Origin of the sequence: Oceanimonas sp. MB9 (assembly GCF_011319775.1) — a bacterium.
GTDB classification, from domain to species: Bacteria; Pseudomonadota; Gammaproteobacteria; order Enterobacterales; family Aeromonadaceae; genus Oceanimonas; species Oceanimonas doudoroffii.
The window spans coordinates 39,411-55,262 of the sequence record NZ_VFBE01000008.1 but is presented as its reverse complement, the minus strand read 5'-3'; the positions used below and the strand labels follow the sequence as shown (position 1 = coordinate 55,262).

Here is a 15,852-nt window from a genome sequence, read left to right as displayed (position 1 = left end):
TCCTGTCAGGACGGCATGATAAATTTGCGTTCCCGGGCCCACTGCTCGGGAGTAAAGGTCTTGACGCTCAAGGCGTGAATGGCGTTCTGGGCGATCAGATCCATCAGCGGGCCGTTGATCGCCTGCTGACGCTTGACCCGGCTCATGTCGGCAAAGATGCCGGACACGGCGATCACCTGAAAGTGGTCACCTTCGCTTTTTACATACAGCTCGTCCAGCTCCAGCGCATCGCGCAGGCGGCGTTCTACTTCGTTATTCAGATCCATGTTGGCTCCGGGAATCGTTTTTGGGCAGCTCGAACAGCGAGGCAACCCCGTATAAATCGGCAAGGGGATAAAAACTGTCGGGCGGCGCGATCAGCGCCAGCCGCTTATCGCGGCCGGCCAAGTGCTGGCTCCACTGCACCAGCAGCGCCAGCCCCACCGAGTCGATGCGCTCAACGGCGCTCAGATCGGCTGAACACTCGGCAAACAGCGTGTTTCGTTCGGCCCACCAGGCGGGCAGCTGCTCGCGGGTCAGGGCTCGAGTCAGTTTCATTGCCCGGTTTCCAGCGGGGTCACCGGCTTGCTGGTCAGCTCATGCAGCTGGCTGCTTACCGCATCGATGCCCTTCTGACGGATCAGGCCGCTCAGCTCCGACTGCTTGGCAGAGAGCAGGCTGATGCCTTCGGCAATCATGTCAAATACCTTCCACTCGCCGGTATTGCTGTTTTTGCGCAGCTTGAACTCCAGGCGAATTTCGGGCTTGTTCGGTTCCAGCACCGTCACCGGCACCGTGGCCTGCTTGTCATCGGCGCCGGCCTGGCCCTTGCCGATGTTCACGGTCTGCTCCTTGTAGGCGGCCAGGGCATCGGCATAGGTCACCACCAGGTAGTCGCTGAAGGCGGAAACAAACCGCTCACGCTGCTCGGCGGTGGTCTGCTTGAGCTGGCTGCCGATCACCCGATAGGCGGAATAGCGCACATCCACCGCCGGCAGCATTTCTTCCCGCACTATGGTGCGCAGGTGCTCGGGGTTGGACGAGATTTCGCCCTGTTCCTGCTCAAGCCGGTCAAAGGTGCGCTGGGCCACCTGATCCACCAGCACATAGGGGTCGGTGGCGGCCATGGCCGGCAGCGCAAACAGGCCGGCCAGCACCAGCAGCCAGGACATCAGTTGTTTTTTCATGATTCCTCCTCGGGAATATGCCGGTTCAGTCTTTACCGATGGAATAAATAAACTTGCCGATTAACTCTTCCAACACCAGGGCGGATTGCGTATCGGCGATGGTGTCGCCGTCCGCCAGCATGCCGATGCCCATGTCCTCGTCGGCAAAGCCCGGAGTAATGCCCAGGTATTGTTCGCCGAGCAGGCCGGAGGTGAGAATGGCGGCGGTGCTGCTCTCGGCAAACTCCCCCGCCTCCCGGTTCACCGCCAGGGTCACCACGGGCACCTGGGACTTGGCATCCAGGCTGATGTCGGCCACCCGCCCTACCACCACGCCTCCCACCTTGATGGGAGAGCGCACCTTGAGGCCGCCGATATTGTCAAAGCGGGCATACAGGGTATAGGTCTCCCCCTGACCGTTGACACTCACCCCCGCCACCTTAAACGCCAGCAGCAGCAGGGCGCCGATGCCGGCCAGCATAAAGCAGCCGACGCTGAATTCCAGTTTGCTGTATTTCATTATCGCTTACCCGAACATGATGGCGGTGAGCACGAAATCGAGCCCCAGCACCGCCAGAGATGAATGAACCACGGTACGGGTGGTCGCCTGACTGATGCCGGCCGCCGTGGGCCTGGCATCCACTCCGTTAAACAGGGCAATCCAGGTCACCACCAGGGCGAACACCAGACTCTTTACAAAGCCCTGCATGATGTCCTGTTGCCAGTCGACCGCCGCCTGCATGGCGGACCAGAAGCCGCCCTCGTCCACGCCCAACCAGTCTACCCCTACCAGCTTGGCGCCCCAGATGCCGACCATGCTGAACAGAAACGCCAGCAGCGGCATGCTGATAAAGCCGGCCCAGAACCGGGGGGCCACCACCCGGCGCAGCGGATCCACCCCCATCATTTCCAGGCTGGAGAGCTGCTCGGTTGCCTTCATCAGGCCCAGCTCGGCGGTCAGCGCCGAACCGGCCCTGCCGGCAAACAACAGCGCGGTCACCACCGGGCCCAGCTCCCGCAGCAGCGACAGCGATACCAGGGGACCCAGGCTGCCTTCGGCACCGAAGTCCACCAGCACGTTGTAGCCCTGCAGCGCCAGCACCATGCCGATAAACAGCCCCGACACCAGAATGATCAGCACCGACTGCACACCGACCACATGCAACTGCTGCACCAGCAGCGGAAAATGCTTTTTCGGCTCGGGCCGCCCCAGCAAAGCGTGGGTCAGCATCAGCCCGGCCCGGCCCAGGGCGGTCAGGCCGGAAACACCCTGCCGGCCCAGCCGGCCAATCACCTCAATCAACATAGGTCAGTGACTCCCTGTAATCGGGGGCAGGATAATGAAACGGCACCGGGCCGTCGGCATTGCCGCGCAGAAACTGCACCACCTGGGGATCCTCGTGCCGTTTCAGCTCCTCGGGCGTGCCCGCCGCTATCACCTTCTTGTTGGCGATGATGTAGGCGTAATCGGCGATGGTCATCACCTCGTCGACGTCGTGGGTCACCACAATAGAGGTGAGTTGCTGGGCCCGGTTGAGTTCGGAAATCAGCTTGACCAGCACCCCCATGCTGATGGGGTCCTGGCCGGCAAAGGGCTCGTCATACATGATGAGCTCCGGATCCAGGGCGATGCTGCGTGCCAGCGCCGCGCGCCGGGCCATGCCGCCAGACAGCTCGGACGGCAGCAGATGAGCGGCGCCACGCAGCCCCACCGCTTCCAGCTTCATCATCACCAGGGTATGGATCATGGCTTCCGGCAGGCCGCTGTGCTCTCGCAATGGAAAGGCGACATTGTCAAACACCGACAGGCCGGTAAACAGGGCGCCGCTCTGAAACAGCATGCCCATGCGCCGGCGCAGCTGATACAGCCGGTTGCGGCCCAGGGACGGAATCGACTCGCCGTCGAACAGCACTTCGCCGCTGTCGGGCTTGATCTGACCGCCGATCAGCCGCAGCAAGGTGGTCTTGCCGATACCGCTGGGGCCCATGATGGCGGTGATCTTTCCACGCGGAATTTCCAGGTTGATGCCCTCATAGAGAGGACGATCACCGTGGCTGAAGCAAAGATCCCGTATCTCGACAAGGCTCTGGCTCACACTCGCTTCCCCGTAAAAAAGAAAGGATTGTATGGGTTCGGCCGAATATCGGCAACCGCATGACGGTGAATTTGCGCCACCCCCTGTCCACCCAAATCCTGCCCCTGCAGGCATCATGCCGGTCGCTTCTCGGCGCGGGCTTTTCTATAATGGCGCCGCCCCTGAAGCGGAGAACCCCATGTCAGCAGAATTTGATTATCGTAGCACCGCCCAACGCGTTCTCGATATTGAAAAGGCGGCCATCGACGGCCTTTATCAATATCTGGATGAATCCTTCAACCATGCCTGCCGGCTGATGTTTCACTGCCAGGGCAAGGTCATCGTGACCGGCATGGGCAAGTCCGGCCATATCGCCCACAAGATTGCCGCCACCCTGGCCAGCACCGGCACCCCGGCGTTTTTTGTGCATCCGGGCGAAGCCAGTCACGGCGACCTGGGCATGATCGACAGCCGGGACCTGGTGCTGGCCCTGTCCAACTCCGGTGAAAGCGAGGAAATCATCGCCCTGCTGCCGGTGCTCAAGCGCCGGGGCATGAAGCTGGTGTGCATGACCGGCAAGCCCGAGTCCACCATGGCCCGGGAAGCGGATGTGCACCTGTGCACTCGGGTCGAGCAGGAAGCCTGCCCGCTGGGACTGGCCCCCACCGCCAGCACCACCGCCACCCTGGCCATGGGTGACGCCCTGGCGGTGGCGCTGCTGGAGGCCCGCGGCTTTACCGCCGACGACTTCGCCCTCAGCCACCCGGGCGGCGCCCTGGGCAAGCGGCTGCTGCTGCGAGTGGCCGATATCATGCACAAGGACGAGCGGGTGCCCCGAGTGGGCCTCGACACCCTGATCATCGAGGCGCTGCTGGAGATCGGCCGCAGCGGCATGGGCTTTACCGCCGTGGTCGATGGCGAAGGCCGGCTGGCCGGCATCTATACTGACGGAGACCTGCGCCGCACCCTGGACCACAAGGTTGACGTGCACAACACTCGCATCGCGCAGGTCATGACCCGCAGCTGCACCACTGTGCCCGCCGGCATGCTGGCGGCGGAAGCGGTCAAACTGATGGAAGAGAAAAAAATCAGCGGCCTGCTGGTGCTGGATGATGACCAGCGCCCGATCGGGGCCTTTAACATGCACGATTTACTACGCGCGGGAGTGATCTGATGACGGTACAAACCCTCTATGGCGCCGTGACCAAGGACGTCTGGCGCCGGCTGAAAGACATTCGCCTGCTGATTTGTGACGTGGACGGCGTCTTGTCCGATGGCATGATCTATATCGGTAACGACGGCGAGGAATACAAGGGCTTTTCCACGCGGGACGGCTTTGGCATCAAGGCATTGCTCAATGCCGGCATCGAAGTGGCGGTGATCACCGGGCGCAGCTCACGCATCGTCAGTGAACGCATGGCTTCACTGAGCGTGCGCCATGTCTATCAGGGCCAGAGTGACAAGATGCACAGTTACGGCGAGCTGCTTGAGCGCCTCGGGCTCACGCCACAACAGGTGGCCTATATCGGCGACGACGTGGTGGATCTGCCGGTGATGCAGGACTGCGGCCTGGGGGTAGCGGTGGCCGATGCCCACCCGCTGGTGCTGCAGCGGGCCGATTACACGACCCGCACTGCCGGTGGCCGGGGTGCGGTGCGCGAACTGTGCGATCTGCTGCTGGCGGCCCGCGGCCGGCTGGAGCAGGCCGAGGGCATGAGCGTATGAGCCGCCAGACCTGGCTGTTTGGCGCCCTGTTCATCATTGCGCTGGCCAGCTGGCAGTGGTTTCGCAACGATACCGAAGCGCCGGTAAACCCGCAGGATTACCAGCCCGATTTCGTCGCCACCAACCTGGCCAGCGTGCAGTACAACCGGCTGGGGCTGCCCTACCGGGGCATGCAGGCGGAGTACGCCGAGTACTACGAGCCCCTGTCCATGACCCTGATGAAAAAACCTGTTATCTTGCTCTATTCCCCCGATGGCCAGCCCCAGTGGCGGCTCCGCGGTGATGACGGCACCATCAATACCGGCGACAATGCCGTGCTGACCGGCAATGTCGTGGGCAATGGGCTGCAACCGGATGCCCTGGTGGAAACCCTGACCACCGAATATCTGGAACTGGACTTTATCAATAACCAGCTGCGCTCCAACCGGCAGGTGCGGCTGCAAAGTCCGCAATACCAGGCCGAGGGGCTGGGTGTGCTGGGCGAGCTTGATCAACAAACGGTGGAATTACTGAATGAAACCCGGGCAACTTATTTCAATCCTTAGTCTTGGCGGCCTGCTCGGCCTGGGTCAGGCCCAGGCCAGGGACAGCGACTTTCGCCAGCCGGTGACCATAGACGCGGGCCGTCAACTGGTAGAGCTGGCCGATGACAAGGTCACCTTTATCGACAAGGTAGTGGTCAAGCAGGGCAGCATAGACGTGCGCGCCGACCAGCTGGTGGTGATCCGCAATGAACAGGGCCTGCAGTCGATGACCGCCAAGGGCAGTCCGGCCACCTACGAGCAGATCCTCAACAACGGCAAGCCGGTGCATGCCGAGGCGCGGGAAATTCACTACGACATGCGCGCCCGCACCATCACCCTGATTCGGGACGCCAAGCTCAAGCAGGATGACAACATCGTCACCGGCTACCGTATTCGCTACTTTATCGACAAGGAGCAGATGGAGGCCGAAAGCCAGGGCGGCAAGGACAGGGTCACCACCATCTTCCTGCCCGAGCAGGTGCAGAATTTCGACGAGCAGGACAAGAACTGAGCATGGCGATACTGAAAGCGCGCGGCCTGCAGAAAAGCTACAAGGGCCGCAAAGTGGTGGCCGACGTCAGCCTGACCGTGAACACCGGTCAGATCGTGGGTCTGCTCGGCCCCAACGGTGCCGGCAAGACCACCTCCTTTTACATGATTGTAGGCCTGGTCCAGCGGGACGCCGGCAGCATCACCATCGACGGCCAGGATATCAGTCACGAGCCCATGCACGTGCGCGCCCGCTCCGGCATTGGCTACCTGCCCCAGGAGGCCTCGATTTTTCGCCGCCTGAGCGTTGCCGACAACCTGATGGCGGTGCTGCAGACCCGCAAGGATCTGAATGCCGACGGCCGCAGCGAGAAAATGGAACAGCTGCTGGAAGAATTCAACATTACCCATATTCGCGACAGCCTGGGAATGAGTCTGTCCGGCGGCGAACGGCGGCGGGTTGAGATCGCCCGGGCGCTGGCGGCGGATCCGCGCTTTATTCTGCTCGACGAACCCTTTGCCGGCGTGGATCCCATTTCGGTGATAGACATCAAGAAAATCATTCTGCACCTCAGGGACAGAGGACTGGGCGTACTGATCACCGATCACAATGTACGCGAGACCCTGGACGTGTGCGAAAAGGCCTATATTGTCAGTCATGGGCACCGCATCGCCGCCGGCACACCGACGGAAATCCTCGCCAACGAGCAGGTCAAAAAGGTTTATCTCGGCGAACAATTCAGCCTCTGAAGGCACCGCAACCCGCGGTTGATATGGAAGGACGTTTGCATACATGAAGCCGACTCTTCAGTTACGTCTGGGCCAGCAGCTGACCATGACGCCCCAGCTGCAGCAGGCCATTCGCCTGTTGCAGCTGTCCAGCATGGAGCTGCAGCAGGAAATTCAGCAGGCGCTGGACAGCAACCCCCTGCTGGAGCAGGAGGAAGCCGACAGCGTCAAGGTGGCCGACAACCGCAACGAAGAGCAGATGGCCGCCGACACCGCCATGGAGCGCAACCAGCTGTCCGAAGACTTGCCCATGGACACCAGCTGGGAGGAGGTTTACACCGCCTCTCCGGTCAGCGGCGGCGCCGGCCTGCCGGAAGGGCTGGAAGACAGCGTTTACCAGGGTGAAACCACCGAGAGCCTGCAGGACTACCTGATCTGGCAGATGAATCTGACCCCTTTCAGTGACACCGATCAGGCCATCGCCATGGCCATAATCGATGCCGTCGACGACGCCGGCTACCTCACCGCCGGTATCGACGATCTGCTGGAAGCGGTATCGGCCCAGGAGCTCGGTATCGAAGCCGACGAAGTGGAAGCAGTGCTCAAGCGTATTCAGCACTTCGATCCCATCGGCGTGGCCGCCCGCAGCGTGCAGGAATGCCTGTGCATTCAGCTAGAGCAGTATCCGCCCGACACACCCTGGCTGAGTGAAGCCCGCGCCTTGCTGGCCCAGCACATGGACCTGCTCGGCAACCGTGACTACCGCAGCCTGCAGCGCAAGACCAAGCTCAAGGAAGACGAGCTCAGGGAAGTGCTGGCGCTGATTCAGCAACTGGAGCCCCGCCCCGGCAGCAGCATTATTCAGGGTAACTCCGAATACGTCATTCCCGATGTGGTGGTCACCAAGCGCAGCGGGGTCTGGGTGGTGGAACTCAACCCCGAGGCCATGCCCAAGATACGGCTCAACCAGACCTACGCGGCCCTGGCCAGCAAGCCCCGCAACAGCGAGGACGGCCAGTTTATTCGCAATCACCTGCAGGACGCCAAGTGGTTTCTCAAGAGCCTTGAAAGCCGAAATGAGACCCTGCTCAAGGTTGCCAATTGTATTGTTGAACAACAACAGGCATTCTTTGAATATGGAGAAGAGGCCATGAAGCCCATGGTGCTGAACCATGTGGCGGAAGCGGTGGAGATGCACGAATCCACCATCTCCCGGGTGACCACACAGAAGTTCATGCACAGCCCCCGTGGCGTGTTTGAACTCAAGTATTTCTTCTCCAGTCATGTGGGCACCGACGACGGGGGTGAGTGTTCGTCCACGGCAATTCGCGCCCTGATCAAGAAGCTGGTCGGGGCCGAAAACCCGGCCAAGCCGCTGAGCGACAGCAAAATTGCCCAGCTGCTGGCCGACCAGGGGATCAAGGTGGCCAGGCGAACCATCGCCAAGTACAGGGAATCACTGGCCATTCCCCCTTCCAATCAGCGCAAACGCCTGGTTTAAAGGCAACGACAGAAGGAAGACGTTATGCAAATAAATCTGACCGGACACCATGTCGAGATCACCGATGCCCTGCGTGATTATGTGAACAGCAAGTTTACCCGGCTGGAACGCCATTTCGATCACATCACCAATGCGCACGTCATCCTTAATGTGGAAAAAATGCAGCAAATCGCCGAAGCCAAGCTGAACGTCACCGGCGGCGAGCTGTTTGCCAACTCCCAGCATGAAAACATGTATGCGGCCATCGACAGCCTCATCGACAAGCTGGATCGTCAAATCATCAAACACAAAGAAAAACTCAAGCAAAAATAACCATGGAAGTCGCCGACATACTCAGCAGGGGCTGCACCCGCAGTGCAGTCCCCTGCACGAGCAAAAAACGTGCTCTGGAAATTATCAGCGAGCTGGCTGCCGAACATCTCAATATCGGCAGCCAGCCGCTTTTTGACTGTCTGCTGGCCCGAGAGAAAATGGGCAGTACCGGCATCGGCAATGGCATCGCCATTCCTCACGGCCGGATCAGTGATGACAACAAGGCGACTGCCGTACTGCTTACCTTTGCCGAGCCGGTGGAATTCGACGCCATCGACAACCAGCCGGTGGGCCTGGTGTTTGCCCTGCTGGTACCGGAGCAGGAATGCAAGCAACACCTCAAGACCCTGTCGCTGATCGCCGAGAAACTGAGTAACAAGCAGGTGTGCCGGCAATTACGTCAGGCCGGCAGCGATGAGGAACTCTATCAAATCATGATTTCAGCCTGAGGATAGCAAGATGCAGCTGGTGATCGTCAGTGGCCGTTCCGGTTCGGGCAAAACCGTGGCCTTACGGGTACTTGAAGATCTCGGCCATTACTGCGTCGACAACCTGCCGGTGGCGCTGCTGCCTGAGCTGGTGCGGCTGCGCCGGGACAAACCCGGAGCGGTGGCGGTAAGCATAGACGTACGCAACCTGCCCGACAGTGCCGAGCAGCTGGAAGCCTTTCTGGCCGAGGTGCGAGCCATGGATGACGTTCAGCCTTCCAGCATCTTTATCGACGCCGACAATTCAGTGCTGATCCGCCGTTTTGGGGACACTCGCCGGCTGCATCCGCTGTCCCGCCACAGCCTGACCCTGGACGAGGCCATTCGCGAAGAAACTCATCTGCTGGCGCCACTGTCGTCGGACGCGGACCTGCGCATCGATACCTCGTCCTTAAGCATTCACGATCTCAGCGAAATCATTCGCGAACGCATCCTCGGCAAGAAAGAAAAGGAATTGAACTGGGTGTTCGAGTCCTTTGGCTACAAATACGGCGTTTCCAAGGACGCCGACTTCGTGTTTGACGCCCGTTTTCTGCCCAACCCCCACTGGATTGCCGAACTGCGCCCCTTTACCGGCCAGGATCAGCCGGTGGCCGATTACCTGAGCAGCCAGCCCGAGGTGATGAAATACCTGTGGCAGCTGGAAAACCTGCTGATCACCTGGATGCCTCACCTGGAACGCAATAACCGCAGCTATGTCACCGTGGCCATCGGCTGCACCGGCGGTCAGCACCGTTCGGTCTTCATCGCCGAACAGCTGGCCCGGGTCTTTGGCCAGATGGGCAAAAGCGTGCAGCTACGTCACCGTACTCTGGAAAAGCGCAATGCCGAAAATTGAACGCGACCTGCAAATCGTCAACAAGCTAGGGCTGCACGCCCGGGCCGCCATTCAGCTGGTGCAGCTGACCCAGCAATTCGACGCCGAAGTCACCGTGTGCAACCAGCAGAAAGAGGCCCCCGCCAACAGCGTCATGGGCCTGCTGATGCTGGAAACGGCCCAGGGACACGCCATTCGCGTGGTGGCCGAGGGCCCGGAAGCGGAAGCCGCCATGAATGCCGTGGCCCGGCTGGTGGCGGATCGTTTTAACGAGTCGGAATAACCCGACGGATCCGCCCCCATGACCGAGCCCACCGATCAAACCGGCACCACGGACCACCTCGAGGCGGTCACCCAGGCCCTCAACAGCGGCATGTTTGTGCACGTGCGCCGCATGCTGCAGCAGATGCGCCCGGGGGACGTGGCCTGGTTGCTGGAATCTTCACCCGCTCCCAGCCGAAAGGTGCTCTGGCAGCTGATCGATCCGGACGATTACGGCGAGATCCTGGAAGAGCTGTCGGAAGAGGTGCGCGACGGCATCATTCGGCTGATGGAGCCGGAAAAGCTGGCCATCGCCCTGGAGGATATGGAGTCGGACGATCTGGCCTATGTACTGCGGGATCTGCCCGAGCAGCTGTTCAACCAGGTGCTCACCGAAATGGACGAGCAGGATCGCCAGCGTGCCGAGCTGGCGCTGTCCTATCCGGAAGACACCGCCGGCTCGCTGATGAACACCGAATTCATCAGCCTGCGCCCCGATGTCACCATAGACGTGGTGCTGCGCTACCTGCGCCTGCACAGCGAGCTGCCGGAAGGCACCGACACCCTCTATGTGGTGGATCCGCACAACCGTCTGCTGGGAGACATTTCCCTCGCCAGCCTGGTGGTACAGTCTCCCACCACCACGGTGGCCGAGGCCATGGACACCTCGGTGGAAGCCATTCCCCTGACCATGACCGACACCGAGGTGGCCAACCTGTTTGAGCGCCATGACTGGCTGTCGGCGCCGGTGGTGGATGAAAACAACCTGCTGCTCGGGCGCATCACCATCGACGACGTGGTCGACATCATTCGAGAAGAAGGCGAGCACTCCATGATGGGTATGGCCAAGATGGACGACGACGAGGACACCTTTGCCCCCGTGCTCACCAGCGCGCGCCGCCGCTCCTTCTGGCTGACCATCAACCTCGGCTCGGCGCTGGTGGCCGCCAGCGTATCCAACATGTTTGAGGAAACCCTGTCCCAGCTGGCCACCCTGGCCATTCTGATGACCATAGTGCCGTCCATGGGCGGCATTGCCGGCAACCAGACCCTGGCGCTGGTGATTCGAGGCATGGCGGTGGGCCATATCGGCGACAGCAACGCCCGCTGGCTACTGACCAAGGAGGCGTTGGTGGGTCTGCTTAACGGCATGCTGTGGGCGGTGGCGATATCCGTGGTAGTGGCGCTATGGAAAGGCAGCTGGGAGATCGGCCTGGTGATCGCCGCCGCCATGTTTATCAACCTGTCGGTGGCGGGCCTGGCCGGCGCCAGCATTCCGCTTATCATGAAACGCTTCAATATCGATCCGGCCCTGGCCGGCTCCATGGCCCTGACCACCATCACCGACACCGTCGGCCTGTTGTCCTTCCTGGGGCTGGCCACGCTGATCCTGCTGCACTAGAGCTGGAAGCCGAAAGCCAGACCCAAAAACACCAAGGGCCGCATACGCGGCCCTTCTTACAGCTTCGAGCTTTCAGCTCTGGGTTATTGCCCTGCGATTTTCATATTGTCGATCAGCACAGAGCCGGTGTGCAGGCTGGAGCGGGTTTCCACGTCGGTACCGATGGCCTGAATACCGGCAAACATGGTCTTCAGATTGCCGGCGATGGTGATTTCCTCCACCGGATAGGCGATTTCGCCGTTCTCCACCCAGAAGCCGGCGGCGCCGCGGGAATAGTCACCGGTGACGATGTTTACCCCCTGTCCCATCATCTCGGTCACCAGCAGCCCGGTGCCCATTTGCTTCAGCAGCTCATCATGGCTCTGGCCGCTGTTTGACACCGTCCAGTTGTGAATGCCGCCGGCATGGCCGGTCACCGGCAGGCCCAGCTTGCGCGCCGAGTAGCTGGTGAGCAGATAGGTCTGCAGTACGCCGTTTTCGATGATGTTGCGCTCGCAGGTGCGTACCCCTTCATTGTCAAAGGGGGCGCTGGCCAGGCCCTTGTTGAGGTGGGGCTGCTCATGAATGGTGAGCCAATCGGGAAACAGTTGCTCGCCGCAAGCATCGAGCAGAAAGGAAGATTTGCGATACAGGTTGCCACCGCTAATGCCCATCACCAGGTGGCCGAACAGGCCCGCCGCCACATCCGGATGAAACAATACCGGCGCCTGGGTGGTGCCGATCTTGCGGCCACCAAGGCGCCCAAGCGTGCGGCTGACCGCCTCGTCGGCGACCCGCTCCGGGTCCCACAGATCGTCAAAGCTGCGGGCCGAGGTGTAGCCGTATTCCCGCTGCATGTCGCCGTCCTGCTCGCCGATGAGCACACAGCTCATGCCATAGCGGGAGCCGGCAAAGCCTTTGACAAAACCGTGGCTGTTGCCGTAAACGCGAATACCGACATTGGCGGAGAAACTGGCGCCGTCGGACTGCTTGATGCGTTTGTCACGGCCCAGCGCCGCGCGCTCACAACGCAGCGCCAGCTCGATGCCGTCGGCGGGCTCCATGGCACGGGGAAAGCACAGCTCAAGGGTGGGCGCATTCCAGGCCAGCTGGTCGGCATCGGCCAGGCCGGCATGAGGATCGGCGGTGGTATAGCGGGAAATATCCAGCGCCGCCGCCACGGTGCGGGCAATGGCGTCGGGGCGCAGATCCGAGGTGGATGCCGAGCCCTTGCGGCCGTCTCTGTACACGGCGATGCCGAGGGCACCGTCCTTGTTGAACTCGATGTTCTCCAGTTCGGCATTGCGGGTGTTCACCGACAGCCCGGTCTGCTTGCTGATGGACACCTCCGCCGCCTCGGCACCCAGGCGCTTGGCGCTTTCCAGCGCCTGCTCTACCGCCAGCTCAAGCTGGCGCTGTTCGATTTGAATCTCTTCGGGAGTCATAGTGAATTCGCTGGTTCCGTTTGCCGTTAGCATAACAGACCCCTGCGCCCCTTGGGAGAAGCTGGTAATATATTCACCATCACCGATTTGCAAGAGACATACCATGCGCCATCACGACGACCACTCAGACCACGACGACGATATCGAGTGGGTCAGTAAAAGCGAAATGAAGCGGGAAAGCCACGCCCTGCAGCAACTGGGCCTGGACCTGGTCAGGCTCAAGGCCAGCGATCTGGCCAAGGTGCCCCTGGACGAAGAGCTGAAGGATGCCATCGAGCTGGCGCACAAGCTTTCCAACAAGCGCGAGGCCCTGCGTCGTCACCTGCAGTTTATCGGCAAGCTGATGCGCAGCCGGGACGTCACCGCCATTCGCGAGGCGCTCAACGCCTTTGATCAGAAGAACGCCGTGGTTAACGCCCATTTTCACAAGCTGGAGCAATGGCGGGACCGCCTGATCCGCGAGGGCGACAAGGGCGTGGATGCCCTGATGGCCGAATACCGCGGACTGGACCGACAGAAGCTGCGCCAGCTGGCCCGCACCGGTCGCAAGGAGCAGGCCGCCGGCCTGCCGCCCAAGGCCTACCGGGAGCTGTTTCAGTATCTGAAGCAACACCTGGATCAGTAATACGACCCACCATAAAAAACGCCGGCATCATGCCGGCGTTGTAGTTTTCAGGAACAGGCTGCTTACTGGGTGCCGCCGACCGTCATACGATCCAGCTTGAGGGTGGGCTGGCCCACGCCCACGGGCACGCTCTGGCCGTCCTTGCCGCACACGCCGACACCAGCGTCCAGGCTTAGATCATTGCCCACCATGGACACCTGACTCATGGCCTCGGGGCCGTTGCCGATCAGGGTCGCCCCCTTGATCGGCGCGGTCAGCTTGCCGTCCTCAATGAGGTAGGCTTCGGAGGCCGAAAATACAAACCGGCCCGAGGTAATGTCCACCTGACCTCCGCCGAAGTTGGGAGCGTAAATGCCCTTCTTCACGCTGCGAATGATCTCTTCCGGCGGCGTCTCGCCAGCCAGCATATAGGTATTGGTCATGCGCGGCATCGGCAGGTGAGCGTAAGACTCGCGCCGGCCGTTGCCGGTGGGCGCCATGCCCATCAGCCGGGCGTTGAGCTTGTCCTGCATATACCCCTTGAGCACGCCGTTTTCGATCAGCACGTTGTAGCCGCTGGGGGTACCCTCGTCGTCTATGGTCAAGGAGCCACGACGATCGGCCAGGGTGCCGTCGTCCACTATGGTGCACAGGGATGAGGCCACCTTTTCACCGATGCGGCCGGCATAGGCAGAAGAGCCCTTGCGGTTAAAGTCCCCTTCCAGGCCATGACCCACCGCCTCATGCAACAGCACGCCAGGCCAGCCGGCCCCCAACACCACCGGCATGGTACCAGCGGGGGCGTCCACCGCCTCCAAGTTTACCAGGGCCTGACGCACCGCTTCCCGAGCATAGCCCATGGCCCTGGGTTGGCCGTCGACCTCTTCAAGGAAGTAGTCGTAGCCAAAACGGCCACCGCCGCCGCTGCTGCCACGCTCGCGCCGGCCATTACGCTCCGCCAGCACCGAGCAATTCAAGCGCACCAGGGGGCGCAAGTCCGTGGCCAGGGTACCGTCGGTGGCCAGCACCAGCACTTCTTCATAAACACCGGAGATGGAAGCGATCACCTGGGTTACCGCCGGATCCAGGCTGCGGGCAAAGGCATCCATCTGCTGCAGCAGGGCAATTTTTTGCTCCCGGGGCAGGCTGTCGAGCGGATTAACCCCCATGTAGCGGGCGATCACCGGCTGCTCCTTGCCCACCTTGAAGCGACCGTCACCGCCGTGGGCGGCAATGCCCCGGGCGGCGCTTACCGCCTGATCCAGGGCGGCGGCGGTCAGCTCATCGGAATAGGCAAAGCCGGTCTTTTCGCCGCTTACGGCGCGCACCCCCACGCCCTGCTCAATGTTGTAGCTGCCGTCCTTGACGATGCCGTCTTCCAGCACCCAGGACTCGTGCACGCTGTTCTGAAAGTACAGATCGGCAAAGTCGATCTGGTGGCGGCTGAGCCGCGCCAGCTGGGCGTCCAGCAGAGCCATGTCCAGCTCGTTGGGCACCAGCAGGCTTTGGTTGATCTGTTCAATACTCATTCTTTGTCTCTCCACACCGCCCGCAGGCGGGCATGTTGGGCCACTGGCATCTGGCGGCGCACGCTCTCAAGGCGCTGGCGATCAAGGGGGGCCCGAATCAGGCCTTCGCCTTCGGGCAGGCAGGCACACACCTCACCCCAGGGATCCAGAATCACCGAATGTCCCCAGGTCTGGCGACCTCCCGCATGCTCCCCCCACTGACCGGCGGCCAGCACATAACACTGATTTTCAATGGCTCTGGCCTGCAACAGCGGCAGCCAGTGCGCCTGGCCGGTCACTCGAGTAAAGGCCGCCGGCACCATCAGAATGTCGGCACCCCGCTCGCGCAGGGCACGATACAACTCGGGAAAACGTAGATCATAACAGATCGACAGCCCCAGGCGACCAAAGGGACTGTCGACCACGCCCAACTCGCTCCCCGGCTGGTAGCTGTCCGACTCCCGGTAACGGCCATGGCCGTCGGCCACATCCACATCGAACAGGTGCAGCTTGTGATAATGGGCTACCTGCTGACCCTGCTCATCATAAACCAGGCAACTGGTGTGCAGCCTGTCGCTGCCCTCAATGCGGGTCGGCATCGAGCCCACCACCAGCCAGATGCCAAAACGCTTGGCCCAGTGCGCCAGGCATTCCTGCACCGGCCCCTGACCAAGCGGCTCGGCCACACTCAGCACCGCCTCGCGCCCGCCAAACACCACGGCGTTTTCCGGCAGTTGCACCAGCAACGGGCGGGCGTCGGGCAGCCGCGCCAGCAGGGCCTCAATCCGTTCCCGGTTGCCATGCCAGTCGGCACCCGCGTTCAGTTGCAGGGCTACCAGTTCCATTTA

At 61.5% G+C, this 15,852-nt stretch carries 21 protein-coding genes; 12 read left to right on the top strand and 9 right to left on the bottom strand.

The features are described from left to right. Window positions 1-5 precede the first annotated feature (5 nt). Genes OJHNALOF_RS11090 through mlaF form a run of 6 tightly spaced genes read right to left on the bottom strand, consistent with a single transcriptional unit; the run spans window position 6 to window position 3,241 of the window. Complete coding sequence (locus tag OJHNALOF_RS11090) at window positions 6-266, bottom strand: BolA family protein (protein ID WP_094201434.1); 261 nt, start codon at window positions 264-266, stop codon at window positions 6-8. Continuing rightward, window positions 253-537, bottom strand: a complete 285-nt coding sequence (locus OJHNALOF_RS11085; RefSeq protein WP_094201435.1) for a lipid asymmetry maintenance protein MlaB — start codon at window positions 535-537, stop codon at window positions 253-255. Before OJHNALOF_RS11085 ends, OJHNALOF_RS11090 begins: the two co-directional genes overlap by 14 nt. Beyond that, complete coding sequence (mlaC, locus tag OJHNALOF_RS11080; protein WP_370462319.1) at window positions 534-1,169, bottom strand: phospholipid-binding protein MlaC; 636 nt, start codon at window positions 1,167-1,169, stop codon at window positions 534-536. Before mlaC ends, OJHNALOF_RS11085 begins: the two co-directional genes overlap by 4 nt. A 22-nt stretch (window positions 1,170-1,191) precedes the next feature. Next, window positions 1,192-1,665 (bottom strand): outer membrane lipid asymmetry maintenance protein MlaD, encoded by a 474-nt coding sequence (gene mlaD / locus OJHNALOF_RS11075; RefSeq protein WP_094201436.1) that lies wholly within the window; start codon window positions 1,663-1,665, stop codon window positions 1,192-1,194. Between the two features lie 6 nt (window positions 1,666-1,671). Continuing rightward, complete coding sequence (mlaE, locus tag OJHNALOF_RS11070) at window positions 1,672-2,451, bottom strand: lipid asymmetry maintenance ABC transporter permease subunit MlaE (protein WP_094201437.1); 780 nt, start codon at window positions 2,449-2,451, stop codon at window positions 1,672-1,674. Then, on the bottom strand, window positions 2,441-3,241 hold the full coding sequence (gene mlaF / locus OJHNALOF_RS11065) for a phospholipid ABC transporter ATP-binding protein MlaF (protein ID WP_094201438.1): 801 nt from the start codon (window positions 3,239-3,241) through the stop codon (window positions 2,441-2,443). The genes mlaE and mlaF overlap by 11 nt, the downstream gene beginning before the upstream one ends. Before the next feature lie 178 nt (window positions 3,242-3,419). On the opposite strand from mlaF, the gene OJHNALOF_RS11060 reads away from it, so the two are divergent. From OJHNALOF_RS11060 to mgtE, 11 genes are read left to right on the top strand one after another with little or no spacing between them, the layout of a single operon-like run. Continuing rightward, window positions 3,420-4,394: a KpsF/GutQ family sugar-phosphate isomerase gene (locus tag OJHNALOF_RS11060; RefSeq protein WP_094201439.1), complete on the top strand. Its 975-nt coding sequence runs from the start codon at window positions 3,420-3,422 to the stop codon at window positions 4,392-4,394. Then, the gene (kdsC, locus tag OJHNALOF_RS11055; RefSeq protein ID WP_206063683.1) at window positions 4,391-4,945 is read left to right on the top strand and encodes a 3-deoxy-manno-octulosonate-8-phosphatase KdsC; all 555 of its coding nucleotides are present in this window, start codon (window positions 4,391-4,393) and stop codon (window positions 4,943-4,945) included. Before OJHNALOF_RS11060 ends, kdsC begins: the two co-directional genes overlap by 4 nt. After that, complete coding sequence (gene lptC, locus OJHNALOF_RS11050; RefSeq protein ID WP_094201441.1) at window positions 4,942-5,490, top strand: LPS export ABC transporter periplasmic protein LptC; 549 nt, start codon at window positions 4,942-4,944, stop codon at window positions 5,488-5,490. The genes kdsC and lptC overlap by 4 nt, the downstream gene beginning before the upstream one ends. Then, on the top strand, window positions 5,459-5,980 hold the full coding sequence (lptA, locus tag OJHNALOF_RS11045; protein ID WP_094201442.1) for a lipopolysaccharide transport periplasmic protein LptA: 522 nt from the start codon (window positions 5,459-5,461) through the stop codon (window positions 5,978-5,980). Before lptC ends, lptA begins: the two co-directional genes overlap by 32 nt. Window positions 5,981-5,982: 2 nt before the next feature. Beyond that, window positions 5,983-6,708: an LPS export ABC transporter ATP-binding protein gene (gene lptB, locus OJHNALOF_RS11040; protein WP_094201443.1), complete on the top strand. Its 726-nt coding sequence runs from the start codon at window positions 5,983-5,985 to the stop codon at window positions 6,706-6,708. Between the two features lie 43 nt (window positions 6,709-6,751). Next, complete coding sequence (locus OJHNALOF_RS11035; RefSeq protein ID WP_165662069.1) at window positions 6,752-8,188, top strand: RNA polymerase factor sigma-54; 1,437 nt, start codon at window positions 6,752-6,754, stop codon at window positions 8,186-8,188. Window positions 8,189-8,212: 24 nt separating this feature from the next. Then, complete coding sequence (hpf, locus tag OJHNALOF_RS11030) at window positions 8,213-8,500, top strand: ribosome hibernation promoting factor (RefSeq protein WP_094201445.1); 288 nt, start codon at window positions 8,213-8,215, stop codon at window positions 8,498-8,500. 2 nt (window positions 8,501-8,502) lie between these two features. Then, complete coding sequence (ptsN, locus tag OJHNALOF_RS11025; protein WP_094201446.1) at window positions 8,503-8,949, top strand: PTS IIA-like nitrogen regulatory protein PtsN; 447 nt, start codon at window positions 8,503-8,505, stop codon at window positions 8,947-8,949. Between the two features lie 10 nt (window positions 8,950-8,959). Next, window positions 8,960-9,826 (top strand): RNase adapter RapZ, encoded by an 867-nt coding sequence (gene rapZ / locus OJHNALOF_RS11020; protein WP_094201447.1) that lies wholly within the window; start codon window positions 8,960-8,962, stop codon window positions 9,824-9,826. Beyond that, window positions 9,813-10,088, top strand: a complete 276-nt coding sequence (locus OJHNALOF_RS11015; protein ID WP_094201448.1) for an HPr family phosphocarrier protein — start codon at window positions 9,813-9,815, stop codon at window positions 10,086-10,088. The genes rapZ and OJHNALOF_RS11015 overlap by 14 nt, the downstream gene beginning before the upstream one ends. 18 nt (window positions 10,089-10,106) lie before the next feature. Next, a complete protein-coding gene (gene mgtE, locus OJHNALOF_RS11010) occupies window positions 10,107-11,468 on the top strand; it encodes a magnesium transporter (RefSeq protein ID WP_165662068.1) in 1,362 nt (453 codons plus the stop codon). Window positions 11,469-11,551: 83 nt separating this feature from the next. Here mgtE and pmbA read toward each other — a convergent pair whose 3' ends face one another. Next, complete coding sequence (gene pmbA / locus OJHNALOF_RS11005; protein ID WP_165662067.1) at window positions 11,552-12,892, bottom strand: metalloprotease PmbA; 1,341 nt, start codon at window positions 12,890-12,892, stop codon at window positions 11,552-11,554. Window positions 12,893-12,995: 103 nt separating this feature from the next. On the opposite strand from pmbA, the gene yjgA reads away from it, so the two are divergent. Then, entirely contained in the window at window positions 12,996-13,517 is a 522-nt protein-coding gene (yjgA, locus tag OJHNALOF_RS11000) for a ribosome biogenesis factor YjgA (protein ID WP_094201451.1), read from the top strand. A 62-nt stretch (window positions 13,518-13,579) separates the two neighbouring features. Here yjgA and tldD read toward each other — a convergent pair whose 3' ends face one another. Next, window positions 13,580-15,025: a metalloprotease TldD gene (tldD, locus tag OJHNALOF_RS10995; RefSeq protein ID WP_094201452.1), complete on the bottom strand. Its 1,446-nt coding sequence runs from the start codon at window positions 15,023-15,025 to the stop codon at window positions 13,580-13,582. Next, window positions 15,022-15,849, bottom strand: a complete 828-nt coding sequence (locus OJHNALOF_RS10990; protein WP_165662066.1) for a carbon-nitrogen hydrolase family protein — start codon at window positions 15,847-15,849, stop codon at window positions 15,022-15,024. The genes tldD and OJHNALOF_RS10990 overlap by 4 nt, the downstream gene beginning before the upstream one ends. Window positions 15,850-15,852: the final 3 nt, after the last annotated feature.

Bases quoted from the DNA above. Each gene is read 5' to 3' on its own strand.
- hpf (WP_094201445.1), top strand. From the start codon at position 8,213: ATGCAAATAAATCTGACCGGACACCATGTCGAGATCACCGATGCCCTG.
- OJHNALOF_RS10990 (WP_165662066.1), bottom strand. From the start codon at position 15,849: ATGGAACTGGTAGCCCTGCAACTGAACGCGGGTGCCGACTGGCATGGC.
- rapZ (WP_094201447.1), top strand. From the start codon at position 8,960: ATGCAGCTGGTGATCGTCAGTGGCCGTTCCGGTTCGGGCAAAACCGTG.
- lptC (WP_094201441.1), top strand. From the start codon at position 4,942: ATGAGCCGCCAGACCTGGCTGTTTGGCGCCCTGTTCATCATTGCGCTG.
- tldD (WP_094201452.1), bottom strand. From the start codon at position 15,025: ATGAGTATTGAACAGATCAACCAAAGCCTGCTGGTGCCCAACGAGCTG.
- yjgA (WP_094201451.1), top strand. From the start codon at position 12,996: ATGCGCCATCACGACGACCACTCAGACCACGACGACGATATCGAGTGG.
- mlaE (WP_094201437.1), bottom strand. From the start codon at position 2,451: ATGTTGATTGAGGTGATTGGCCGGCTGGGCCGGCAGGGTGTTTCCGGC.
- OJHNALOF_RS11015 (WP_094201448.1), top strand. From the start codon at position 9,813: ATGCCGAAAATTGAACGCGACCTGCAAATCGTCAACAAGCTAGGGCTG.
- OJHNALOF_RS11085 (WP_094201435.1), bottom strand. From the start codon at position 537: ATGAAACTGACTCGAGCCCTGACCCGCGAGCAGCTGCCCGCCTGGTGG.
- mgtE (WP_165662068.1), top strand. From the start codon at position 10,107: ATGACCGAGCCCACCGATCAAACCGGCACCACGGACCACCTCGAGGCG.
- lptA (WP_094201442.1), top strand. From the start codon at position 5,459: ATGAAACCCGGGCAACTTATTTCAATCCTTAGTCTTGGCGGCCTGCTC.
- ptsN (WP_094201446.1), top strand. From the start codon at position 8,503: ATGGAAGTCGCCGACATACTCAGCAGGGGCTGCACCCGCAGTGCAGTC.
- OJHNALOF_RS11090 (WP_094201434.1), bottom strand. From the start codon at position 266: ATGGATCTGAATAACGAAGTAGAACGCCGCCTGCGCGATGCGCTGGAG.
- OJHNALOF_RS11035 (WP_165662069.1), top strand. From the start codon at position 6,752: ATGAAGCCGACTCTTCAGTTACGTCTGGGCCAGCAGCTGACCATGACG.
- pmbA (WP_165662067.1), bottom strand. From the start codon at position 12,892: ATGACTCCCGAAGAGATTCAAATCGAACAGCGCCAGCTTGAGCTGGCG.
- lptB (WP_094201443.1), top strand. From the start codon at position 5,983: ATGGCGATACTGAAAGCGCGCGGCCTGCAGAAAAGCTACAAGGGCCGC.
- OJHNALOF_RS11060 (WP_094201439.1), top strand. From the start codon at position 3,420: ATGTCAGCAGAATTTGATTATCGTAGCACCGCCCAACGCGTTCTCGAT.
- mlaD (WP_094201436.1), bottom strand. From the start codon at position 1,665: ATGAAATACAGCAAACTGGAATTCAGCGTCGGCTGCTTTATGCTGGCC.